We start from the raw sequence: 20,793 nt of genomic DNA on the forward strand, positions 1-20,793 counted from the left end.
ACCAAGCGAGGGGCCGTCCCGGGGGTGCGCCCGGGACGGTCCCTTTTTCATGTCCTGCTCAGGTTGCGATATCTCCGTACCGACAGCGGCAGGAAGACCGCGACGAGCAGCAGTGGCCACGCCACCGCCATGGGGATCGCGTTCAGCGTGATCCAGGACCCGGCCTCGAAGCCCGGGGTCCCGAACAGGTCCCGTACGGCCGCCGCCGTGACCGAGAGCGGGTTCCACTCGGCGATCGCGCCGAGCCAGGAGGGCATGGTCGCCGGGTCGACGAAGACGTTGGACAGGAAGCCCACCGGCCAGACCAGGATCTGCACGGCCGTCACGGACTCCGGGCCGCCGGCGGCCAGGCCCGCCAGGATTCCCACCCACAGCAGGGCGAAGCGCAGCAGGAGCAGCAGCCCGAACGCGGCCAGGGCCGAGCCGGGCCCCTCGTGCCAGCGCCAGCCGAGCGCGAGCCCCGCGCCGACCATGACGGCCAGGCCGACCACCGAGTTGAGCATGTCGGCGACGCAGCGACCCGCCACGACGGCCAGTGAGCTCATCGGCATCGAGCGGAACCTGTCGGTCACGCCCTTCGCGGCGTCGGTCGTCACGGCCATCATGGTGTTCTCCAGCCCGAAGAACACGGTCATGGCGAACATCCCGGGCATCAGGAAGTCGAAGTAACCTCCCCCGCCGGGCACCTCGATCGCGCCGCCGAACAGGCCGCCGAACATCAGCGCGATCATGACGGGGAAGACCCAGCCGATAGCGACCGTGCCGGGCCGCAGGGCCCAGTGGTTCAGGTCGCGCCTGGTGATCGTCCAGGTGTCCGCGAAGGCCCAGCCGACCGTGGACAGTGCCGTCATCGAACGACCTCCTTGGTGAGTTTGAGGAAGACCTCGTCGAGTGTCGGACGGCGCAGGGTGATGTCCTCGGGCTCGACGCCCGCCTCGTTCAGCGCCGAAACCAGCTCGGCCAGCGCGCGGGTGCGCCCGGCCACCGGGACGCTGACCCGGTCGCCCTCGGCGTACGGCTCGCCCGAGGCGACCCGGCCCGCCAGGGCGAGCACCGTCGTCACGTCGTCACCACCGGACAGCGCGACGTCGATCCGGTCGCCGCCGACGGTGGCCTTGAGCTCGTCCGGCGTGCCCTCGGCGACGACCCGGCCGGCCCTGAGCATCGAGATCCGGTCGGCCAGCCGGTCGGCCTCCTCCAAGTACTGGGTGGTCAGCAGCACGGTCGTGCCCGACTCGGCCAGCTCGCGGACCGCCTCCCACACCTCGGCGCGGGCCGCCGGGTCGAGACCGGTCGTCGGTTCGTCGACCAGCAGCACCGGCGGCGCCACGATCAGGCTCGCGGCCAGGTCGAGCCTGCGCCGCATGCCCCCCGAGTAGGTCGAGACCGATCTGCCGGCGCTCTCGGTCAGGGAGAAGCGTTCGAGCAGCTCCTCGGCCCTGCTCCTGGCCGCCGGGGCGGGCAGGTGGTTCAGCCTGCCGAACATCACGAGGTTCTGCCGCCCGGTCAGCACCTCGTCGACCGCGGCGTACTGCCCGACGAGCCCGATGTTCCGGCGGACCTGCCGGGCCTGCGTCCCGACGTCGAACCCGGCGACGCTCACCCGCCCGGCGTCGGCTTCGAGCAGCGTGGCCAGGATCCGGACCGCGGTCGTCTTGCCCGCCCCGTTCGGGCCGAGCAGCCCGCGCACCGAGCCCGCCCGCACCCGCAGGTCGAACCCATTCAAACCCGTCCCCTCCGGGGTCTTCGGGTAGCGCTTGCGCACACCCTCGGCGTCGATCGTGAACTCGGGTCGCCCCACGTGCATCCCTTCCTTTCGTACGGCGTACCGTACACCGTACTGAATGACTATAGTGGGGTCAACGCCGAAGGTTTGGAGACTGTTCCCGTGAGCGGAAGAAAGGGCGCCGACCCCGCCCGCAGCCTGGCCCTGCTGTGGGGGGCGCACGGCAGGCCGGGAAGGTCCGGGCTGACCATCCGCGCGATCGTCGAGGCCGCCGTCGATCTGGCCGACGCCGAGGGCATCGAGGCCGTCTCCATGCGCCAGGTCGCCGAGCGGCTGCGGGTCGGCACCATGTCGCTCTACACCCACGTGCCCGGCAAGACAGAGCTGGTGGACCTGATGGTCGACACCGCGTACGGCAGGCTCTATGACGACGTGGACGCGCCCTCCGCGCAGCCCGGCGGCTGGCGGGGGGCACTGCGGTTCGTCGCCGCGCGCAACTGGGACCTCTACCTACGCCACCCCTGGATGCTGCAGGCCACCGGGGGCCGCCCCGCCCTGGGACCGAACGCGGTGCTCAAATACGAGGCCGAGCTTCGCCCCCTCGACGGCATCGGCCTGACCGACCTGGAGATGGACGCCGTCCTCACCCTGGTCCTGACCCACGTCGAGGGCACCGCGCGGACCAGGGCGAGCCTGGAGGAGGCCCGGCGTGACAGCGGCCTGACCGACGACGAGTGGTGGGTGGCCAACGCGCCACTGCTGGACAAGGTCGCCGACGAGACCAGGTTCCCCGTCGCCTCCCGGGTCGGTCAGGCCGCCGGCCAGGAGTACGACGCCCCCGCCGATCCGGAGGTCGCCCTGGCCTTCGGCCTCGACCGCATCCTCGACGGAGTGGCCACCCTGATCACCGGCCGGGAGGGCTGACCCGGCCTTGAGGTCGGCCTCAGGGCCGGGTGCCGGTGGAGTCGAGGACGAAGACGTAGGTTGCGTTGCCGGCGTACACGTTCAGCAGCAGCCGGGGGTCGAAGAGGACGTCGGAGCTGTTGCGCGGTTCCCCGGGGAAGTAGAGCTGGGTGGTCAGCAGCCGCAGGCCGGGGGCCTGGATCTTGACGTGGATGTGCCGGGTGCGCCCGGGGTAGGGACCGGGCACGACCGTGGTCAGCTTGAAGGCGCCCTGGGGGTCGGTGAGCTGGTGGCCGCGGAACGCGAACCCGATGCTGTCGTATTTCCCCTGGCTGTCCGCGTGCCAGAAGTCCATCAGGACGTTGGGCAGCGGGTCGCAGGAGCGGTTCACGACGAAACCGCTGACCTTCAGCGGGGTGCCGGAGCCGGGAAAGACGTTGCGCGCGGGAGAGCTCGGCCTGAAGTGGACGCCCACGGGCTGCTGGAGGGTCGGGTCGTCGTCGCAGAACGGCGTGGGGTCGAGGAGCCGCCCGGTCTCCCCGGCCGACGCGGGTGCGGCCTGGCCCAGCAGCAGCGGGATCGGCACACCCATCAGGGCAGCCTTCAGCAGCGCCTTCCTGCTGATGCCGTTCTCGGTCTCGTCGGTTACGCGATCGGCGCCCACGGTGGTCTCCTCGGCGTACGGGGGGTGTCCGGTTCCTCGGAGAACGGCAGGAGCCGGTTTGTTTAAGGTCGCATGGAATTGAGATCATTTGCACCCAACGGGCGTCCATAGTCTCGGGTAATACCCCCTGGCTGTTCATTGTCCGAGGCGTCGCACCCTCGATATAGGGCCTTCCTTTTCATGAAATTTCGGTAATTGGTGGGCGAGACCTCCCTGGCCACAGGGGTGGTTTTTTCGGGGGAGGATACGTAGCTTCTTCTACTGAGCCACGCATGTGGCGACGGTTTTTCGGTGGCCACTTAGTGCTTACCGTTTGACCGGAAAAGTTAGAACCGTATCCCTTTTCTGCCCCCCAATCCCCGTGATGTTCCGTACCTTCCGGATGTTTCCGGTGGCGTCGGCGCCCGGTGTTCCCAGCGAACACCAGGCACGCGGGGAAGCCAGGAAGGAACGACACGCATGAAACGTAAGGGATTGATCGCGGTGACGGTGGGTGTCGCCACGGTCGCGGCGACCACGCTCTACACGGCACCCGTGAACGCGGCCGGACAGACCACCCCGGGAACGTCGAACGCGACGACGGCCGACCCAGGAAGCGACCCCAGGACGCTGGCCGCGCAGGCCGCGGACAAGGCGGTCGCCGAGGGGCTGGGCGTGTTACGCAGGGGCCCGGAGGAGAGCTTCGAACGCACCGGCGTGACCTCCGGCGCCGACGGCACGCAGTACGTCGGCTACGAGCGCGCCTACAAGGGGCTGCCGGTGGTCGGCGGCGACGCGGTGGTCGTCACCGACGCCGCCGGAAAGATCATCGACACCGTCGCGGCCACCGGCCCCACCGGGGACGTCGCGGTGACGCCGAAGGTCAGCACGAGGAGCGCCCTGAGGACCGCCAAGGCCAGGTTGTCCCAGGTGGACAAGGCCGAGCAGCCGAGGCTCGTGGTGCGGGCCGGGGAGAAGGGCGAAAGGCTCGCCTGGGAGGTCGCGGTCTCCGGCGTCGCCGACCGGAAACCGAGCGTCCAGCACGTCTTCGTCGACGCCCTCGACGGCTCGGTCATCGACGCCTACGACCTGGTCAAGTACGGCACCGGCAACGGCTTCTACAACGGCCGGGTGACGATCTCCACCTCCGGCTCCGCCGGCTCCTACACGATGAAGGACCCCACCCGCAGTGGCCTGGCCTGCGGCGGGCAGAACGGCGCGCCGTACACCAAGGACGTCGACTCCTGGGGCGACGGAACCGGCACCAGCCTGGAGACCGGCTGTGTCGACGCCTTCTGGGCCGCCCAGAAGATGTGGGACATGCTCCGCGACTGGTTCGGCTACAACGGCTTCAACGGCCGTGGCGGCGGCTTCCCGACGCGGGTCGGCATGAACGACGCCAACGCGTACTGGAGCGGCTCCTACGCCGTCTTCGGCCGCAACCGGGCGAACACCCAGCAGGCCACCGCGTTGGACGTCATCGGCCACGAGTACGGCCACGCCGTCTTCCAGTTCGCGGGCAGCGGCAGCATGGGCACCGGGAACGAGTTCGGCGGGCTGAACGAGTCGGCGGGTGACATCTTCGGCACGCTGCTCGAACACTACGCGAACGTCCCCGGCGACCCGCCGGACTACACCATCGGCGAGGAGGTCGACCTGCTCGGCACCGGCCCGATCAGGAACATGGCCAACCCGTCGCTGATCGACAGCGCGCCCAACTGCTACTCCTCCACGATCCCCATCACCGAGGTGCACGCCGCGGCCGGGCCGCAGAACCACTGGTTCTACCTGCTGGCCGAGGGCACCCACCCCGGCGGCGGCAAGCCGAACAGCCCGGTCTGCTCCGGCCCGTCCTACCTGGCCGGCATCGGCATCAAGAAGGCGGGCAAGATCTTCCTGAACGCCCTGCTGCGCAGGACCTCGACCTGGCGTCACACCGACGTCCACCGCGCGACCCTCGCCGCCGCGGCCGAACTGTACGGCTCCCGCAGCGTCGAGTACGCCGCCGTCTGGGCGGCCTGGAGGGCGGTCAACGTCCCCTCCGCCACGCCGACCCCGCCCCCGGTCCCGGTCCCCACGGTGACGCCGGTGGTGGCCCCCACGGGACCCGGTGACCCCCCTGGGGTCAGCCTGGCCAACGTCAAGGCCCACCTGCAGCAGTTCCAGTCCATCGCATCGAGCAACGGCGGCACCCGCCGTTCGACCGGCGCGGGTTACACCGCCTCGGTCACCTACATCGAGAACAAGCTGCGCGCCGCGGGCTACACCGTGACCCGGCAGAGCTGCACCAGCGGCTGCAGCCGGGGCGCGGGTCCCAACCTGATCGCCGACTGGCCGGGCGGCGACGTCAACCAGGTCATCATGGCCGGTGCCCACCTCGACAGCGTCTCGGCCGGTCCCGGCATCAACGACAACGGCTCAGGCTCCGCCAGCCTGCTCGAGGTCGCGCTGACCCTGGCCCAGTACAAACCGACCGTGGCCAAGCACGTGCGGTTCGGCTGGTGGACGGACGAGGAGCAGGGCCTGCTCGGCTCGAAGTTCTACGTCAACTCGCTCGGCTCGGCCGGGCGATCCAAGATCAAGCGGTATCTGAACTTCGACATGGTCGGCTCGCGCAACGGCGGCTACTTCATCAACAACATCTCCACCGCGGCGGCGGCCGATCTCAAGGCCTTCTACAACCAGATCGGTGTCCAGACCGAGGAGAACGTCGAGGGCGCCAACCGCTCCGACGACGCCTCCTTCCGCAACGGGGGCATCCCCACCTCCGGGGTCGCGGCCGGGGCCAGCGCCCGTAAGACCTACGCCCAGGCCTCCAAGTGGGGAGGTACGGCCAACCAGCCCTACGACTCCTGCTACCACTCCGCCTGCGACACCACGAGCAACATCAGCGACACGATCCTGGACCGGGCCGCCGACGCCACCCTCTACGCCATCTGGCGGGCGGCCGTGAGCACCGGCCCGACCCTCGCGCAGCCCCAGCCGTGACACCCGCTGTGACACTCGCGATGAGGCTGTGACGCGCGCCTGAACGGGAGAACCCCGGCCGGATCACTCCGGCCGGGGTTCGCCCGGCCCGCCCGTCCTCGGCCCCCGCGGAGACGCGGTCACGGGCCGGCCGGACAAGGCCGTTAGCGCTGGGGAGCGCGGATGCCGCGGAACTCCCAGTCGCCGCCGAAGGTGGTGGAGATGACCTCCTCCGACTCGGTCGGCTGGGCGCCGCAGTCGTCGCGGATCGGCGCGGGGCCGGTCACGATGTGGTTGGTCAGCTTGCCCAGCCCCTCGACCTCGACCTCGACCACGTCACCGGGCTGGACCGGGCGGGAGTTGGCCGGGGTGCCCGACAGCAGCACGTCGCCGGGGTAGAGGGTGATGGTGCGGGCGATGTCGGCCACCAGGTAGTGCATGTCCCACTCCATCTCGTCGGTGGAGCCGTCCTGCACCACCTTCCCGTTGACGAGGGTGCGCAGCCGCTTGTGGTGGAAGTCCCAGTCGGTGACCAGGCCGGGGCCGAGCGGGCACAGCGTGTCGGAGCCCTTGACGCGCAGCATGGACCCGGCGTCGGTGTCACGGAAGTCGTGCAGCCCGTAGTCGTTGCCGATGGTGTACCCGGCGATGTAGTCGCCCGCCTCCTCGGGGGAGACGTTACGGGCGGTGCGGCCGATGACGATGGCCACCTCGCCCTCGTAGTTGAGGTACTTGCAGCGCTCGGGACGGACCACGGCGCCCTTGTGCGCGTTGAGGGCGGAGGTGGGCTTGTGGAAGTAGGTCGGGGCGTCGGGCAGGGTGGTCATGAACTCCTCGACCCGGCTGCGGTGGTTGAGGTGCACCGCGACGACCTTGGAGGGGACGACCGGCGGCAGGTGCACGGCCTCCTCGACACCGACCACCCGCCCGTCGGCGCTGACCAGTTCGTCGCCTTCACGCCGCACCTGGGTGGCGGCGCCGTCGAGCAGGATTCTGCGATATTCGGGCATCAACGGCCCTTTCCACGTTGGGAGTCGGAAAAAGCGAGAACTGGGGCGCCGTCCCACGACGGTACCGGAACGCGCAGGTCAGCCGGGGTAGGGGTAGGGATAGGGGTCGTTGGAGGGGTCGGTGCGGTGCGGAGCCGGGAAACCGTCCGCGGGCGGGTCGAACCACAACAGGACCTGACCGGTGCCCACGGAGTTCTCGTACTCCCCGTACTGCCGGCCCGGCGCGGTGCAGTCCCCCTCACCCAACGCGCCGATCATCATGAGGTAGTGCCCGAACCGGGCCTCCGGCTTGAACCGGGCGAACTCCGGCATGGTGTCCAGCACCCGGGCGTGATCGCCCTCCTTGAACCAGCCGATCCGCTCGTAGTCGGCGGCGCGGGCCTCGGGGGTGATGATGTGCTCGGGGCCGGACGCCTCGTGCGCCCGCAGATGCCGCAGCGGCCAGAAGGTGTGCGACAGGGCGCCGGAGGCGATCAGCAGCACCTTGCGGTCCGTCGCGGCGATCGCGTCCCCCAGGGCGCGTCCGAGCCGCAGGTGGTCCTCGGCGTCACCGGTCTGACACACCCCGATGCTCACCCACCGCTTACCGGCCACCCCCAGATGCGTCCACAGGTTGGTGGTGGCGTAGTAGATCGGCAGGTAGGGGTCCTCGATCGCGGTGATCCAGGTGGCGTGGTCGGCCGCCCGGGCGGCGATGGCGTACGCGAGTTCCTGGTCGCCGGGGAAGTCGTAGGGCATCCGGCACATGCCGCGGGGCAGTTCCTCGGAGGTGAACAGGCCTGCGCGGTGCTGCTGGGCGGTGACGACGAACTCGACCGTGGTGGCCCAGTGCGAGTCCAGCACCACCACCGTGTCGTAGTCCACCGTCTCGAAGACGTCCTTACGAAGTTGCTGCAGGCCGGTGACCAGGGTGATCTCCTGGCCGTTGTTCAGCTCCCGCCGGGTGGCCTCGGGAAGGACGATGGTGGGCACGTGGGCCAGCAGGCCCGCCCCGACTACCTGACCCATGGCGCGCTCACCGTGTTCTTCACGTCGCAGTAGAAGTCGAAGCTCCAGGTGCCGCCCTCACGGCCGACCCCGGACTCCCGGGACCCGCCGAACGGCGCCTTGAGGTCACGCACGAAGAAGCAGTTCACCCACACCGTCCCGGCGACGAGCTGGGCGCTGACCCGCTCGGCCCGCTCCTGGTCGCCGGTGAACAGGGTGGCGGCCAGCCCGAACCGGGTCCCGTTGGCCATCTCCACCGCCTGCTGCTCGCCGGTGAAGGTCTGCAGGGTCAGCACCGGCCCGAAGACCTCCTCGGTGAGGATCTCGCTCCCCTCGGCGGCACCGGTGATCAGGGTCGGCCGGTAGTACTGGCCGCCCAGGTCGGTGTTGGGGCCGCCGCCGATGACGGCCTTCGCCCCGGCCTCCAGGGCGCGCTGGACGAAGCCGTCGATGCGCTCCAGGTGCCTGGGGTGGATGTTGGGGCCCAGGTCGGTGGACAGGTCCCGGGGGTCACCCTGCTTCAGGGCCTGAGCGCGTTCGACGAACCGGGCGGTGAACTCCTCGGCGACGGACTCCTCGACGAGCAGGCGGGTACCGGCCAGGCAGACCTGCCCGGCGTTGTCGTACTGCTCGACCGCCAGGTTCACGGCCAGGTCCAGGTCGGCGTCGGCGAACACGATCAGCGGAGACTTGCCGCCGAGCTCCAGCGACAGCGGGGTGAGGTTCGCGGCGGCGGCGGAGGCGATGGTCCGGGCCGTGGGCACGGAGCCGGTGAAGCTGATGCGCCGCACCCGGGGGTCGGCGACCAGGGCGGCGCCTGCCTCGGCACCGTAGCCCTGCACGACGTTGAACACCCCGGCGGGCAGCCCGGCCTCGGCGGTGATGTCGGCCAGCAGGGAGGCGGTCAGCGGCGTCCACTCGGCCGGCTTGAGCACCACCGTGTTGCCCGCCGCCAGCGCGGGCGCGATCTTCCAGGTGGCCAGCATCAGCGGCGCGTTCCACGGCGTGATCAGCGCGCACACCCCGGCCGGGTCCCAGCTGACGTGGTTGGTGTGACCGCGGGTCTCGAAGTCCTCGTGGCCCAGCTCCAGCAGCCAGTCGGCGAAGAAGCGGAAGTTGTGCGCCACCCGCGGCATGACCCCCCGCAGATGGGAGCGCAGCAGGGCGCCGTTGTCGGTGGTCTCCACGATCGCCAGGTCCTCAAGCCTGGCCTCGACCCCGTCGGCGATCGCGTGCAGCAACCGCGCCCGCTCAGCCCGGGAGGTCGCGGCCCAGGCGGGGAAGGCGGCGTGGGCGGCGCCGACCGCGGCGTCGACCTCGGCCGCCCCACCCCGGGCGACCTGGGCGAGCAGGGTCTGGTCGATGGGGGAGTGGTCGTCGAACGTGGTGGGCGAGCTGACCCGCTCGCCGCCGATCCAGTGATCGCCGTGGACGGGGATACCGGCGACAGTGGCCATCCGCTTCTCCTAATCGTTTGGCTCCAAACAACCTAGGGTGAGCCGCAACGGCAGGTCAAGACCTAGGAGGAGCTCTAGGGTACCGTTTGGCTTCAAATGAACCTTTGAAGGAGTCCGGGATGTCTCGACGTCCGCTCATCGCGATCCCGTCGCGTTTCGCCGCCACCACCTCCGCCCTGCGGTACGAGGCCGTGGTCACCGCCCGGGCGCTGGCCGACGCGGTGTACCGGGCGGGCGGGGAGCCGTTCCTCATGCACCCGGTCGACGCCGAGCGGGCGGCCGAGCGGCTCGCGGTGGCCGACGGACTGCTGCTGCCCGGCGGCGGCGACCTGGCCCCGCAGTCGTACGGCGAGGCCGTGGCGCACGAGACGGTCTACGACGTGGACGCCGAGCAGGACGCCTTCGACCTGGCCGCCGCCGAGTACGCGCTGACGACCGGCCTGCCGACGCTGGCGATCTGCCGGGGGCTGCAGGTGGTCAACGTGCTGCGGGGCGGCAGGCTCCGGCAGCACATGGAGGCCGACCACCGTCACATGGTGCACCCGGTGACCGTACGGCCGGGCTCGCTGCTGGCCGGGATCACCGGGGAGAGCCGGATCAGCGCCTCGTGCTACCACCACCAGTGCGCCTCCGGGCTGGGTGAGGGCCTGGTGGCGGTGGCGCACGCCGTGGACGGCACGGTCGAGGCGGCCGAGCTGCCCGACGCGGCCGGGTGGTTCCTCGGGGTGCAGTGGCACCCGGAGGACACCGCGGCGAAGGACCCGGCCAACCAGTGCCTCTTCGACGCCCTGGTGACCGCCTCCCGAAATTAAGGGTGATTGTTCCTATTTCATTCACCCTTGTCCCAGGCGTTTGCTGCATTGATCGGATGAAGGTGGTTACAACCGCATAACGATGCCGATAAAGCATGCATGGTGAAGTGCGTGAGTATTGTGATTGCAGGGGCTTGCGTGGCTATGGCCACTATTGTGGGATTTGTTCCCAGGGCCTACGCGGCTGACTACGACACGGCGTGTGCGAATCCCACCGTTACCCTCACCAGCGGGAGCCCCGTGCCACCGATCTCCGCGGGCATGGTCGTGCTCTTCCAGGCGGGGACCTACAACAGCCTCTCGGCGATGGTGACCGGCGGTGGCGTCGCCTGCCTGGCCCCCGGGGCGAAGTGGACGGTGACCTCCTTCGGCGTCGCCCCGGTCGGGTCGATCCACGTGCGGGGCGAACTCGACGTGCAGACGCTCCAGGCGCTGAGCAACGGCTTCCTGCTGGAGAACGAGGGCACGGTCTCGGTGAGCGGCATCATCCAGGCCGGTGCCAACTCGGTGCTGATCAACCACAAGGGGGCCACCTGGCAGGGCACCGGATCACAGACGCTGTTCGGTACGGCGAGCCTGACCAACGAGGGCACGATCGACCTGGTGGGCTCGCTGACGCTGGCCGAGCAGAGCTCGTTCACCAACGTCGGCGACACCACGGTCGGCGCCTTCCAGAACGGCTCGACCACGACGAACACCGGGACCATCACGGTCATCGGCTCGGCCACAACCTCGGGAACCCTCTACAACAGGTGCATAGCCGACTTCCGGTTCGGCTACGAGTCCGAGGGCTCGACCACCAACGAGGGCATCGTCCTGGCCACCGGCGGTACCGCGAACAGGATGGGTCTGTACATCTCCGGGACCTACACCAGCACCGCGACCGGCGTGACCAGTGGCAGTGACTTCACCATCGCCGTGACCGGGCAGATGACGGGCGCGGGGAGCTACCGCTTCACCGGCCTCACCGTGGTGGCGGGTCGCGCCGCCGGCAGTCCGCAGATCGTCTTCTACGACACCTCGCAGACGGGAAGCCAGATCTTCGACGTGGTGACGGGCACGGTGACCAACGTGGTCAGGGCCGTGGTGCCCCCGCCCGACCCCGCCGTCCTGCCCGCCGGATGCGCCGCGGCGGGGGTCGACCTGTCCATCACCAAGTCGGTCAGCCCGGTGAGCTGATCGTCCGCGCTGTCTGACGAACTGGTCTGCCCTGGGTGTGGCACGATGCCGACAGACTGTGACCGGGTGTATAACTCGTGGAGTTTTCCCTGTTCAGCGACTTGATCGGCTTATGAGTGAAGAGATCGAACGCCGTATGGCCAATGGCTTTGTTGTCTCTGGCCTGCATCCAGGGACCGGCCGAAGCGGAAGAAACCGTGCGCGCCGGTCATGAGGTGGTCTTCGCCATGACCATCAGGAACGTGGGACCCGCGGTCGCGCGCGAGGTCGTCGTACGTGACCCGCTCGACGACCGGCTGACGTTCCTCTCGGTCAGCCCCGACTCCTGCGGTTACCAGGACCGGGTGCTGACCTGCCGGTTGGGGAGGTTGGGTCCGGAGGAGGCGGTCACCGTCGAGTGGCGGGGGCTGGTCTCCCCGGACACACCGGACGGCTACCGGCTGCGCAACGTCGCGAAGGTGTCGGGCGTGACCCCCGAGTCGCGTCTCGACAACAACCTCGGGCGCGCGGAGATCACGGTGACGAACCGGCCGCCGCACGTCAAGAGGCCTCCGCACGTCAAGAGGCCTCCGCACGTCAAGAGACCTCCGCATGTCGAGAGGCCGCCGCTCTTCGAGAAGCCGCCGCTCGTCGCCGGACCGGCGCCGGTGCCCCGGGAGGAACTGCCGTTCACCGGCTTCCCCGCCTGGCTGCTCGGCCTGGCCGGGCTGCTGGTCGTCGCGGGCTCCGCCGTACGGTGGACGGCCCGCCGGACCGGTTGAGCCCTGCCCTGAAACCGCCGTGAAACCGTCCTAGAACCGTCCTGAGACACACAGCAGGCGGCTCCCGACAAGGGAGCCGCCTGAGCCATGTCGTGGCCGCTTCTGCGTCCGTTCGGTCCGTCGGGCTCGCCGTCCGCCTGGGCGGACGGCGAGCGCTACGGGAAGCGGGGTTATCCGGCCCGCACGGACTTGGTGATCGTCAGATCGGCCACGGCGTTGACCGGCGTGTCGATCGTGATGTTGTTGTTGTCGGTGTCGGGATCGGGGTTGTCGCCGGTGACGCTGGCGGTGTTGCTGACCGTTCCGGTCACGGTGGCGTCGACGTTGACGTTCAGCACGATGTCCGTGCTTTCTCCGGCGGGCAGGGTGCCGACCGGGCAGGTCACCACCTGTCCCGCGGCGGTGCAACCGGACGGTGTGCTGGAGACGAACGTCAGACCGGCGGGCAGGGTGTCGGTGACGACGACTCCGGTGTCGTCCGACGGCCCGTTGTTCGTGACCTTGATGGTGTAGGTGCCGGTGCCACCGGAGTTCAGCGTGCCGGCCGTCTTGGTGATCGACAGGTCGGACTCAGCGGCGACGTTGATGTTGGCGTTGTTACTGGTCTCCGGCGTCGAGTTGTCGGAGTCGACGTCGGCGACGTTGGGAATGACGGTCCCGACCGGCGTGTCGGGCCGGACCCTGACCGTGATGTCCCAGGTCTGCGTCGCGCCGACGGCGAGCGAGGCGACCGTACACGTGACGACCTGGCCCTCGGCCGTGCATCCCTCGGGCAGCGGAGGGACGATCTCAAGCCTGGGGTCCAGGGTGTCGGTGACCACGACGTTGGTGGCGACCGAGGGGCCGTTGTTGGTCACGCTCAGCGTGTAGATACCGGTCTGGCCCGCGTTGACGGTGGCCTCGGGGTCGGCCTGCCTGATTCGCAGGGCCCGGGGCGTCTCGCGCAACACCGTGCGGTGATGGACGACCAGCCGGGCCCTCTTCTGGTCGGCGGCCGCCCGTGCGCGGTGCCGGAGCACGGGCCCCCTGGCCGTCTTGGCCCTCCTGGCCACCTTGCCCATCCTGTCGACGTGGGCCGACTTGGCGATCTTGGCGATCTTGCCGGCCTTGGGGGCGCCGGTCGTGCCGGCCGCGCTCGCCGAGGTTGGGAGGGCCATCATGAGCGCGCAGGTCACCGCTCCCACGGACAGCCACACCGAGCGACGAGAACGCAGGATAGCTTTGGCGAACAATGTCTCTTTTATCACGGTTCTCCTTTTAGGTAATAAAGCAATGCATGCTATTTCCTTGAGAAACGCGAGGTCGCGCACCCGGTGTGGTGTTTTGTCAATGGTTTGTAGTAGGGGTTTCCGATGGGGTGGTTAACGGAAAGCCGCGATGGTCTTCCGTTAACTCCCCTAGGGAAAGGCCAGGGGCAATCGTCCCGGAATGGCAAATAGGGTCATATCAACCGGGTTTTGTCCTTCAGGCCGGAAAGCGCAAAAAGGCGGGGTCCCACCCGGAGAACGAGTGGGACCCCGCCCGAGGCGGAGCGAAGGGGTTACTCGGCGCGGCGGCGGCCACCGCGACGCGGCGGAGCCGGGTTCTCCTTGCGGAGCTTCGCGCGGCGCTCCTCGCCGTGCTCCTCAAGATGGGTGACGATCCGGCGCAGGGACTCCGCCAGGGTCACGGCCTCCTCGGCGTCGAGGTCGGTGACCACGAACGCCTCCTCGTCGTTGAAGGCGGGGAAGAGCCGCTCCATCAGCGAGACCCCCTCGGGGGTCAGCCGCAGCAGGGCGAGCCTGCCGTCGTCGGGGTGCTGGCTGCGGACGGCCAGGCCACGGGACTCAAGGGTCTTGATGATGCCGGTCAGCGTGCCCTTGGAGATGCCGGCCTCGGCGGCGACGTGCCGGGTCTCGATCTCCTCCCATATCCACACCACCCACAGCACGACGAACGCGCTCCAGGTCAGGTCGGCCACGCGCAGGGCGGAGTTCTCCAGGTGCTGTCGCACGGCGGTCGCCGCGCGGTGCAGATTGGAGACGGCGGCCAGTGCCTCGCGTCTGATCGGGATGCTCCCGAGGCGGCGGCTGACCGCTTCCTCGGTCTCCGTCAATGAATAGTACGCGGGCACGCGAACTCCTCGATGTCGTACGGCGGGCGGTGGCCGGCCGGGAAGAACAGATCCTCACGCCATTTTCGACGGCGTCACTCCCTCCGCCGGTCAGGGGAGCGCTCTCCTTTCCATCCCAGCGGATGTTCGCCGCGCACGTCAACGGACTGGCGCCGGATATGACAGGACCCGTACGGGGTTGCACCGTACGGGCCCTGTCATATCCGGAAAGTCACTCGGCTCCGGAACCACCCGCCTGCAGCAGGGTGCCGCCGTTCCAGACGACGCCGACCTGCCGGTAGTAGCCGCCGATGACCTCCTCGACGCGCAGCGCGGACAGCTCCTCGGTCGGGGCGTCGAACAGCTCGATCTCGGCGTCGCCCTTCCAGGCCTGGCCGCCCTCGAAGGACTGCCCGGCGCTGGAGATCAGCTCGTCGAGGGCCAGGCCGCCGCCCGGCTCGATGGAGGGCAGCCAGCGGTTGTGGGCCATCGGGTGGCCGTTGACGAAGCCGTTGGTCTCGCTGGGCTCGTTCAGCCGTACGACGGCCTGGGCCAGACGACGGTCGGCGGCGGCCAGGGTGGCGCCGAACGTGCCGCCCTCGCCGATGCGGGGCGCGGCCTGGCCGTACGGGTAGGGGCGGGTCTGGTGGATCGAGCCGAGCTTCTTGGGGTAGCCCTGGTGCATGCCGCGGGCGATCGCGAAGTCCTTGTCCACCCAGATGTAGACGCAGCGGGAGAAGGTGCGCCCCTCGAAGGCGCAGCGGACCACGACGAAGCACTCCTTGTACTGCGAGCGCACCGGGTCGAGGAGCTCCTCCTTGCTTCCCGAGCAGGACTGCCAGTCGGCCCAGATGATCGCGACCGCGCCGGGGTCCTCGTCGGCGAGGGTCAGGGGCTCGGGCAGCAGCTCGGCCACCCTGGCGGGGTCGGTGCGATACTCGACGGTGAGCAGATCACCGGAGTAGTACCACGGCGGAGCCGGGACCAGCGAGGAGCGGCCGGTCGCCGTCTTGGGAGTGAAGAAGCCGCGCACCGTGGCCACGATGTCTCCTTGCCTAGGGAACGTCTCAGACTGTTTGGGGCCATACGATATGCCTTGAACTGCGAGATGTCACGATGGGAACGGCCGCCTTCCTGGCTGGAGCCTTGTTCCCCGGCCGTTCGGGGCGTATGTTTTGCATCCAAACGAAATCCTGGGACGAACCAAGGGGGACGCAGTGAGCGCGGAGTCCGCAGAACGGACGGTCGAGCGCCTGAGCGAACAGGGCATCGACGTCGTCCGGGTCGGCTACCCCGATCTGATCGGCACCGAGCGCGGCAAGGACGTCCTGCTGGAACGCCTGCCCGACGTCGTCCACAGCGGTGTCGCCTTCTGCCAGGCCGTCTACTACACCTCACCCCAGGGGGACACCGTCCCCGTCCCCGGGGGTCTGGACCGGGGCCTGCCCGACGTCTCCATCCGCCCCGACCTGGGCACCCTGGTCGAGCTGCCCTGGGAGCCCGGCGTCGCCCACGTCCTCGGCGACGCCTGCGACCCGGCGACCGGCGAGCCCTTCCTCGAATCCCCCCGCCAGGTGCTGCGCGCGGCCGTCGCCCGCCTGGCCGACCTCGGCCTGACCGCCATAGCCGGTCCCGAGCTTGAGTACTACCTGCTCGAACCCGACCCCACGCCCGGCTCGTCCACCGGGTGGCGGCGCTACGACGACGCCCTGGGCAATGTCTACGTCACCGGGCGCAAGGGGGACCGCCTGTCCCACGTCCTGCGCACGCTGCGCACCCTGCGCAAGCTCGACATCGGCGTCACCATGGGCAACCACGAGTTCTCCGGCGGTCAGTTCGAGATCAACCTGCACCACTCGGAGGCTCTCGACGCCGCCGACCGCGCCTTCCGCTTCAAGGGCGCGATCAAGGAACTGGCCCGGCACGACGGCCTGATGGCCACCTTCATGGCCAAGCCCTTCGACGACGAGGGCGGCTCGGGCTTCCACGTCCACCTGTCGTGTACGGACGCCGAGGGCCGCAACGTCTTCGCCGCCCAGCCCGGTGACCAGGACGCCGAGCACGGCCTCTCCGCCACCGCGCTGCACGCCATCGGCGGCGTGCTCGCCCACGCCCCGGCCCTGGCCGCGCTGCTCAACCCCACGATCAACTCCTATAAGCGCTTCGGCCCCGACACCCTGGCGCCCTGGCTCAACGACTGGGGGCTGGACAACCGCAGCGCCATGCTGCGCATCCCGCCGGAGCGCGGCGCGGGCAGCCGCATCGAGGTACGGCTCGGCGACGCCTCGGCCAATCCCTACCTGGGCATCGCGGGGCTGCTGGCCGCCGTCTACCTCGGCATCCGCGACCGGATCACGCCTCCGGCCCCGCTTGAGGGGTACGGCTACGACGCCACCAAGGCGCCGGTGCTGCCGATGACGCTGCCCGCCGCGCTGGACGCCTTCGAGGCCGACGCGGAGCTGACCGAGGTGCTGGGCAAGGAGTTCGCCGCGGCGTACCTGGTCTACAAGCGTGACGAGGTGCAGCGCTTCTCCAGGACCGTCACCGACTGGGAGTTCCGCGAGTACGCCTACCACCTCTGATGATCTTCCCGTCCCGGCCGGACTTTCGCGGGTCACGTGGCCGGGACGGGGAGCCAGGCGGTCAGTCGTCGAGAAGCACCGAGATGGCTCCCGAAGGGCACAGCCGCTCGGCCCGCTGAACCGCGGCTCGCTGGGCGGCCGGAGGCTCGGCGTCGAGAAGGACGACGGTGCCGTCGTCCTCGCTCTGGTCGAACACCTCGGGCACCGTGAGTGCGCACATGCCCGCGCCCACGCACCGTTGCGTGTCGGTGTGGATTTTCATCGGATCCTCCAGTATGTGTGGCCCGTGCGGTGGCGTGGGAGGAGATCGTTTGTCATCTCCCATAAAAGTACATGTGGTGTAAGTTTGCAATAAGTGCATAACATAATTCCATGCACTAAGATTCGCCCATGGGTGAGGTCCCCGGGCTGCGCGAACGCAAGAAACTCCGTACCAGACATGCTCTGATCTCCGGCGCCCTACGCCTCTTCCTGGAGAAGGGCTACGAGCAGACGACCATCTCCGAGATCGCCATGGCCGCCGACGTCTCGACACGGACGTTCTTCAGCTACTTCGCGAGCAAGGAGGAGGTGGTCCTGTGCGACGCCAGGGAGAGCCTCGACCGCCTGCTGCGGACGGTCGCCGAACGCCGTCCTGACGAGGGCCCCGCCGACCTGCTGGCCCGCGCCGTGGAGACGATCTTCGAAACCCTGGCCGAGGACGACGAGATGGGCTGGCAGATCACCGAGATCAACCGCCTGGTCATGAGCGTCCCCTCGCTCAGGGCGCAGGCGCTGCTGCTGATGTTCGACGTCCAGCACCAGATGGTCGAGGCCCTCCAGGAGGCCTTCCCCGGCGAACTCGACGCCGTCGAGGCGTGCGCCGCCGTCGGCTCCGTGGTCGGGACCGCCAAGCTCGCGATCTCCATGGGCCTGAGGCGGGGCGGCCCCGCCGAGGAGGTGCTCCAGGGGTGCAGGCGGGCCGTCGGCCTCACCCTCGCCGGGCTGCGCGCCGTACCCCCCTTCGAGAGCTGACATTTCCTGACTCGGTGGCCGTCGCGCGCCCGGGAGCGGGAAAAGGCGGGCCACCGATGACCATGGTGTGACCCTTTCCTGACCGAGGGGTTCCTAGCGTCTTCCCTGGGCCTGTTCCGCGGGGAGTCGCCTGGGTGATCCGCGGGGCGGGCCCTCGTTGGAACCAGGGCGACGGGGGCGGTCATGAGACGGCTGGAAGACGGACGAGGGCGGCTGCGCGCCGGCACCGCCCTGGTCATCGTGCTCGCGTGTGCGCCGGGGTGCGGGAGCGGCCCCGCCGTACCGGCCGGTCCCGCCGAGCCCGCCGGGTCCCCGCACGGGCGGGTCCCGGTGAGGGGGGCGCCGGAGACGCCGGACGTCTACGCCCACGACCGGCCGGGGATGCTCAGCCCGGCCGTGAAGGACTTCCCCTCGCGGGTCTACGTGCCCAACAGCGAGAGCGACACCGTCAGCGTGATCGACCCGAGGACCTACCGGGTGATCCGCGAGTTCCCCGTCCACGGACGGCCACAGCACGTCGTCCCCTCGTGGGACCTCAAGACGCTGTGGGTCAACAACAACGACGGCAACACGCTCACCCCGATCGATCCGAAGACCGGCAGACCGGGCAGGTCCATCCCCGTCGACGACCCCTACAACCTGTACTTCACCCCGGACGGCCGTACCGCCCTGGTGATGGCCGAACGCAACAACCGCCTCGACTTCCGCAACCCCCGCACCATGCGGCTGCGGCACTCGCTGCCGATGCCCTGCCGGGGCGTCAACCACGGCGACTTCACCGCCGACGAGACGGTCTTCCTGGCCAGCTGCGAGTTCTCCGGCCAGTTGGTGGCCGTGGACGTGGCCGCCAGGAAGGTCCGCGCCGTCGTCGACCTGACCCAGACGAAGGTGCCCCACGGCCACCCGGACACCGACGGCGTACGGCACGCCGCGGCCGACGGCCACGCGACATCCGGAGAGCACGCGCGGGCTGGGCACGCGATGCCGGGTGGGCGGGTGCCCGGGGGGCAGGTGAGGACCGGAGAGCACGCGCCGGGTGGGCATGTGACGTCCGGAGGACACGTGGTGGCCGGGAGCCGCATGGTGCCCGGAGGGCATGGGATGGCCGGGGTCCGGGGGAGCATGCCGCAGGACGTCAAGTTGTCCCCCGACGGCACCACCTTCTACGTCGCCGACATGTCCAGGAACGGGGTGTGGCTCGTCGGCGCGAAGGACTTCCGGGTGAAACGCTTCGTCAGGACCGGAGCGGGCGCCCACGGGCTCTACGTCAGCCGTGACTCGAAGCTGCTGTACGTGTCCAACCGGGGGGAGGGGTCGGTCTCCGTCATCTCCTTCGCCCGCCACAAACCGGTCGCCACCTGGCGTATCCCCGGTGGCGGCTCACCGGACATGGGCGGCCTGTCCGCCGACGGGCGCCGCCTGTGGCTGTCCGGCAGGTACGACGGGGTCGTCTACGTCCTCGACACCGCCGACGGCCGTCTCATCCGCAAGATCCCCGTCGGCGCCGGACCGCACGGCCTGGCCGTCTACCCCCAGCCGGGACGCTACTCGCTCGGCCACACCGGGATCTTCCGGTGAACGGGGAGGCCGTGGTCGGACGGCGCCTGGTCCTGGGCCTCGGGCTCGTCGCCGCCCTCGGCGGCGTGGTCTCCTGCTCCCCGGGCAGGAAAGGGCCGGGCGCGGCTCCCGAGATGGTCCCCGAGGCGGTCCCGCGGACGTTCCCCGGGGGGACCTCCCCGGTGCCGACCCCCCGGCCCCTCTCCGTCCCGGCCGCTCCGGGCCTCGCTGTGGGCCCCCGCCAGGCCGTTCAAGAACCCTGGCAACCCTTCCCCGACGCCCGGCACCCCGCCCCGGGCCCCTGGCGGCCCACCGCTCCTGGGCAGGCCGCCTCGGATCTCCAGCGCCCCGCCCCGGGCCCCTGGCGGACCGCCCCCGGTCCCGGGCAGGCCGTTCAGGACCCGTGGCAGGCCCTGGGCGTTCACCCCGCCCCCGGCCCCGCCGCCACCCCGGTCACCCGGAAGGGCATGTCGGCCAGGAGGCGGTCCGGTGCCGGGGGCACGGCCCGCGAGGTGAGCAACGGTCCCCGGGACCGGCCGAAGGTCGCGCTGACCTTCCACGGCGCCGGACCGGCCGACCTGGCCGAACGCGTCCTGTCCGAGGCCGAGCGGCACGGCGCCCACCTGACGGTCCTCGCGGTCGGCGACTGGCTCGCCCGGTATCCCCGGATGGCCCGGCGCGTCCTGTCCGGTGGCCACGACCTGGGCAACCACACCGAGCACCACCTGGACATCTCCTCGATGGGGGAGCGCGAGGCCTACGACGAGATCGCCCGGTGCGCCGCCAGGCTGCGCCGCCTCACCGGGACGATCGGCTCCTCCTTCAGGCCGTCGAGAGCCCACCACGCCACGCCCATGGTCCGTGAACTCGCGGCGCGCGTCGGCTACCGGACCTGCCTGTCCTACGACGTGGACTCCGACGACCACAACGACCCCGGTGTCGCGACCGTCACGGCCAACGTCCTGGACACCGTACGGCCGGGCTCGATCGTCAGCCTGCACCTGGGCCACCCCGGTACGGCGGAGGCGATGCCCCACATCCTCAAGGGCCTTGCCCGCCGCCGCCTCCAGCCGGTGACCGTCACCGACCTCCTCGCCCGCTGA

The 20,793-nt window shown here is 69.9% G+C and carries 19 protein-coding genes; 9 read left to right on the plus strand and 10 right to left on the minus strand.

Annotation, left to right across the window (positions count from 1 at the left end; translation table 11 throughout):
* Positions 1-47 precede the first annotated feature (47 nt).
* Both ACFYY8_RS12740 and ACFYY8_RS12745 read right to left on the minus strand, forming a co-directional pair.
* Positions 48-851: an ABC transporter permease gene (locus tag ACFYY8_RS12740; RefSeq protein ID WP_390040133.1), complete on the minus strand. Its 804-nt coding sequence runs from the start codon at positions 849-851 to the stop codon at positions 48-50.
* Positions 848-1,807 carry an ATP-binding cassette domain-containing protein gene (locus ACFYY8_RS12745; protein WP_390040135.1) on the minus strand — a complete coding sequence of 320 codons (960 nt, stop codon included), beginning with the start codon at positions 1,805-1,807 and terminating at the stop codon, positions 848-850. The genes ACFYY8_RS12740 and ACFYY8_RS12745 overlap by 4 nt, the downstream gene beginning before the upstream one ends.
* Before the next feature lie 81 nt (positions 1,808-1,888).
* Here ACFYY8_RS12745 and ACFYY8_RS12750 point away from each other — a divergent pair, with 81 nt between their 5' ends.
* Positions 1,889-2,650, plus strand: a complete 762-nt coding sequence (locus ACFYY8_RS12750; RefSeq protein ID WP_390040137.1) for a TetR/AcrR family transcriptional regulator — start codon at positions 1,889-1,891, stop codon at positions 2,648-2,650.
* A 19-nt stretch (positions 2,651-2,669) separates the two neighbouring features.
* Here the strand turns inward: ACFYY8_RS12750 and ACFYY8_RS12755 are convergent, their stop codons facing one another.
* A complete protein-coding gene (locus ACFYY8_RS12755; RefSeq protein WP_390040139.1) occupies positions 2,670-3,293 on the minus strand; it encodes a dioxygenase in 624 nt (207 codons plus the stop codon).
* Between the two features lie 459 nt (positions 3,294-3,752).
* On the opposite strand from ACFYY8_RS12755, the gene ACFYY8_RS12760 reads away from it, so the two are divergent.
* Positions 3,753-6,260 carry a M28 family peptidase gene (locus ACFYY8_RS12760; protein ID WP_390040141.1) on the plus strand — a complete coding sequence of 836 codons (2,508 nt, stop codon included), beginning with the start codon at positions 3,753-3,755 and terminating at the stop codon, positions 6,258-6,260.
* 143 nt (positions 6,261-6,403) lie between these two features.
* Here ACFYY8_RS12760 and ACFYY8_RS12765 read toward each other — a convergent pair whose 3' ends face one another.
* From ACFYY8_RS12765 to ACFYY8_RS12775, 3 genes are all read right to left on the minus strand, one after another.
* The gene (locus ACFYY8_RS12765; RefSeq protein ID WP_352014012.1) at positions 6,404-7,249 is read right to left on the minus strand and encodes a fumarylacetoacetate hydrolase family protein; all 846 of its coding nucleotides are present in this window, start codon (positions 7,247-7,249) and stop codon (positions 6,404-6,406) included.
* Positions 7,250-7,327: 78 nt separating this feature from the next.
* Entirely contained in the window at positions 7,328-8,257 is a 930-nt protein-coding gene (locus tag ACFYY8_RS12770; protein WP_390040143.1) for a catechol 1,2-dioxygenase, read from the minus strand.
* Complete coding sequence (locus ACFYY8_RS12775; RefSeq protein ID WP_390040145.1) at positions 8,245-9,693, minus strand: aldehyde dehydrogenase; 1,449 nt, start codon at positions 9,691-9,693, stop codon at positions 8,245-8,247. Before ACFYY8_RS12775 ends, ACFYY8_RS12770 begins: the two co-directional genes overlap by 13 nt.
* Positions 9,694-9,812: 119 nt before the next feature.
* Between ACFYY8_RS12775 and ACFYY8_RS12780 the strand changes: the two genes are divergently transcribed.
* From ACFYY8_RS12780 to ACFYY8_RS12790, 3 genes are all read left to right on the plus strand, one after another.
* Positions 9,813-10,505: a gamma-glutamyl-gamma-aminobutyrate hydrolase family protein gene (locus ACFYY8_RS12780; protein ID WP_352014009.1), complete on the plus strand. Its 693-nt coding sequence runs from the start codon at positions 9,813-9,815 to the stop codon at positions 10,503-10,505.
* A 240-nt stretch (positions 10,506-10,745) separates the two neighbouring features.
* Positions 10,746-11,684 carry a hypothetical protein gene (locus ACFYY8_RS12785; RefSeq protein ID WP_362911244.1) on the plus strand — a complete coding sequence of 313 codons (939 nt, stop codon included), beginning with the start codon at positions 10,746-10,748 and terminating at the stop codon, positions 11,682-11,684.
* A gap of 197 nt (positions 11,685-11,881) precedes the next feature.
* Positions 11,882-12,445 carry a DUF11 domain-containing protein gene (locus tag ACFYY8_RS12790; RefSeq protein WP_390040148.1) on the plus strand — a complete coding sequence of 188 codons (564 nt, stop codon included), beginning with the start codon at positions 11,882-11,884 and terminating at the stop codon, positions 12,443-12,445.
* A gap of 170 nt (positions 12,446-12,615) precedes the next feature.
* On the opposite strand, the gene ACFYY8_RS12795 is transcribed toward ACFYY8_RS12790, so the two are convergent.
* The 3 genes from ACFYY8_RS12795 to ACFYY8_RS12805 form a co-directional block, all read right to left on the minus strand.
* Positions 12,616-13,641, minus strand: coding sequence for a DUF11 domain-containing protein (locus ACFYY8_RS12795; RefSeq protein ID WP_390040150.1), 1,026 nt, complete (start codon positions 13,639-13,641; stop codon positions 12,616-12,618).
* 344 nt (positions 13,642-13,985) lie between these two features.
* Positions 13,986-14,558, minus strand: a complete 573-nt coding sequence (locus ACFYY8_RS12800; protein WP_352014005.1) for a MarR family transcriptional regulator — start codon at positions 14,556-14,558, stop codon at positions 13,986-13,988.
* Positions 14,559-14,769: 211 nt separating this feature from the next.
* Positions 14,770-15,579, minus strand: a complete 810-nt coding sequence (locus ACFYY8_RS12805; RefSeq protein WP_352014004.1) for an acetoacetate decarboxylase family protein — start codon at positions 15,577-15,579, stop codon at positions 14,770-14,772.
* 175 nt (positions 15,580-15,754) lie between these two features.
* Between ACFYY8_RS12805 and ACFYY8_RS12810 the strand changes: the two genes are divergently transcribed.
* Positions 15,755-17,119, plus strand: a complete 1,365-nt coding sequence (locus ACFYY8_RS12810; protein ID WP_390040152.1) for a glutamine synthetase family protein — start codon at positions 15,755-15,757, stop codon at positions 17,117-17,119.
* Positions 17,120-17,180: 61 nt separating this feature from the next.
* On the opposite strand, the gene ACFYY8_RS12815 is transcribed toward ACFYY8_RS12810, so the two are convergent.
* Positions 17,181-17,381, minus strand: coding sequence for a ferredoxin (locus ACFYY8_RS12815; RefSeq protein ID WP_352014002.1), 201 nt, complete (start codon positions 17,379-17,381; stop codon positions 17,181-17,183).
* A gap of 128 nt (positions 17,382-17,509) precedes the next feature.
* Between ACFYY8_RS12815 and ACFYY8_RS12820 the strand changes: the two genes are divergently transcribed.
* The 3 genes from ACFYY8_RS12820 (at position 17,510) to ACFYY8_RS12830 (ending at position 20,793) form a co-directional block, all read left to right on the plus strand.
* The gene (locus tag ACFYY8_RS12820) at positions 17,510-18,133 is read left to right on the plus strand and encodes a TetR/AcrR family transcriptional regulator (RefSeq protein WP_390040154.1); all 624 of its coding nucleotides are present in this window, start codon (positions 17,510-17,512) and stop codon (positions 18,131-18,133) included.
* A 183-nt stretch (positions 18,134-18,316) separates the two neighbouring features.
* On the plus strand, positions 18,317-19,711 hold the full coding sequence (locus ACFYY8_RS12825) for a YncE family protein (RefSeq protein ID WP_390040156.1): 1,395 nt from the start codon (positions 18,317-18,319) through the stop codon (positions 19,709-19,711).
* A complete protein-coding gene (locus ACFYY8_RS12830) occupies positions 19,708-20,793 on the plus strand; it encodes a polysaccharide deacetylase family protein (RefSeq protein WP_390040158.1) in 1,086 nt (361 codons plus the stop codon). Before ACFYY8_RS12825 ends, ACFYY8_RS12830 begins: the two co-directional genes overlap by 4 nt.

The sequence above is a fragment of the Streptosporangium sp. NPDC001559 genome, from assembly GCF_042893955.1.
In the GTDB taxonomy this organism is placed as follows: domain Bacteria; phylum Actinomycetota; class Actinomycetes; order Streptosporangiales; family Streptosporangiaceae; genus Streptosporangium.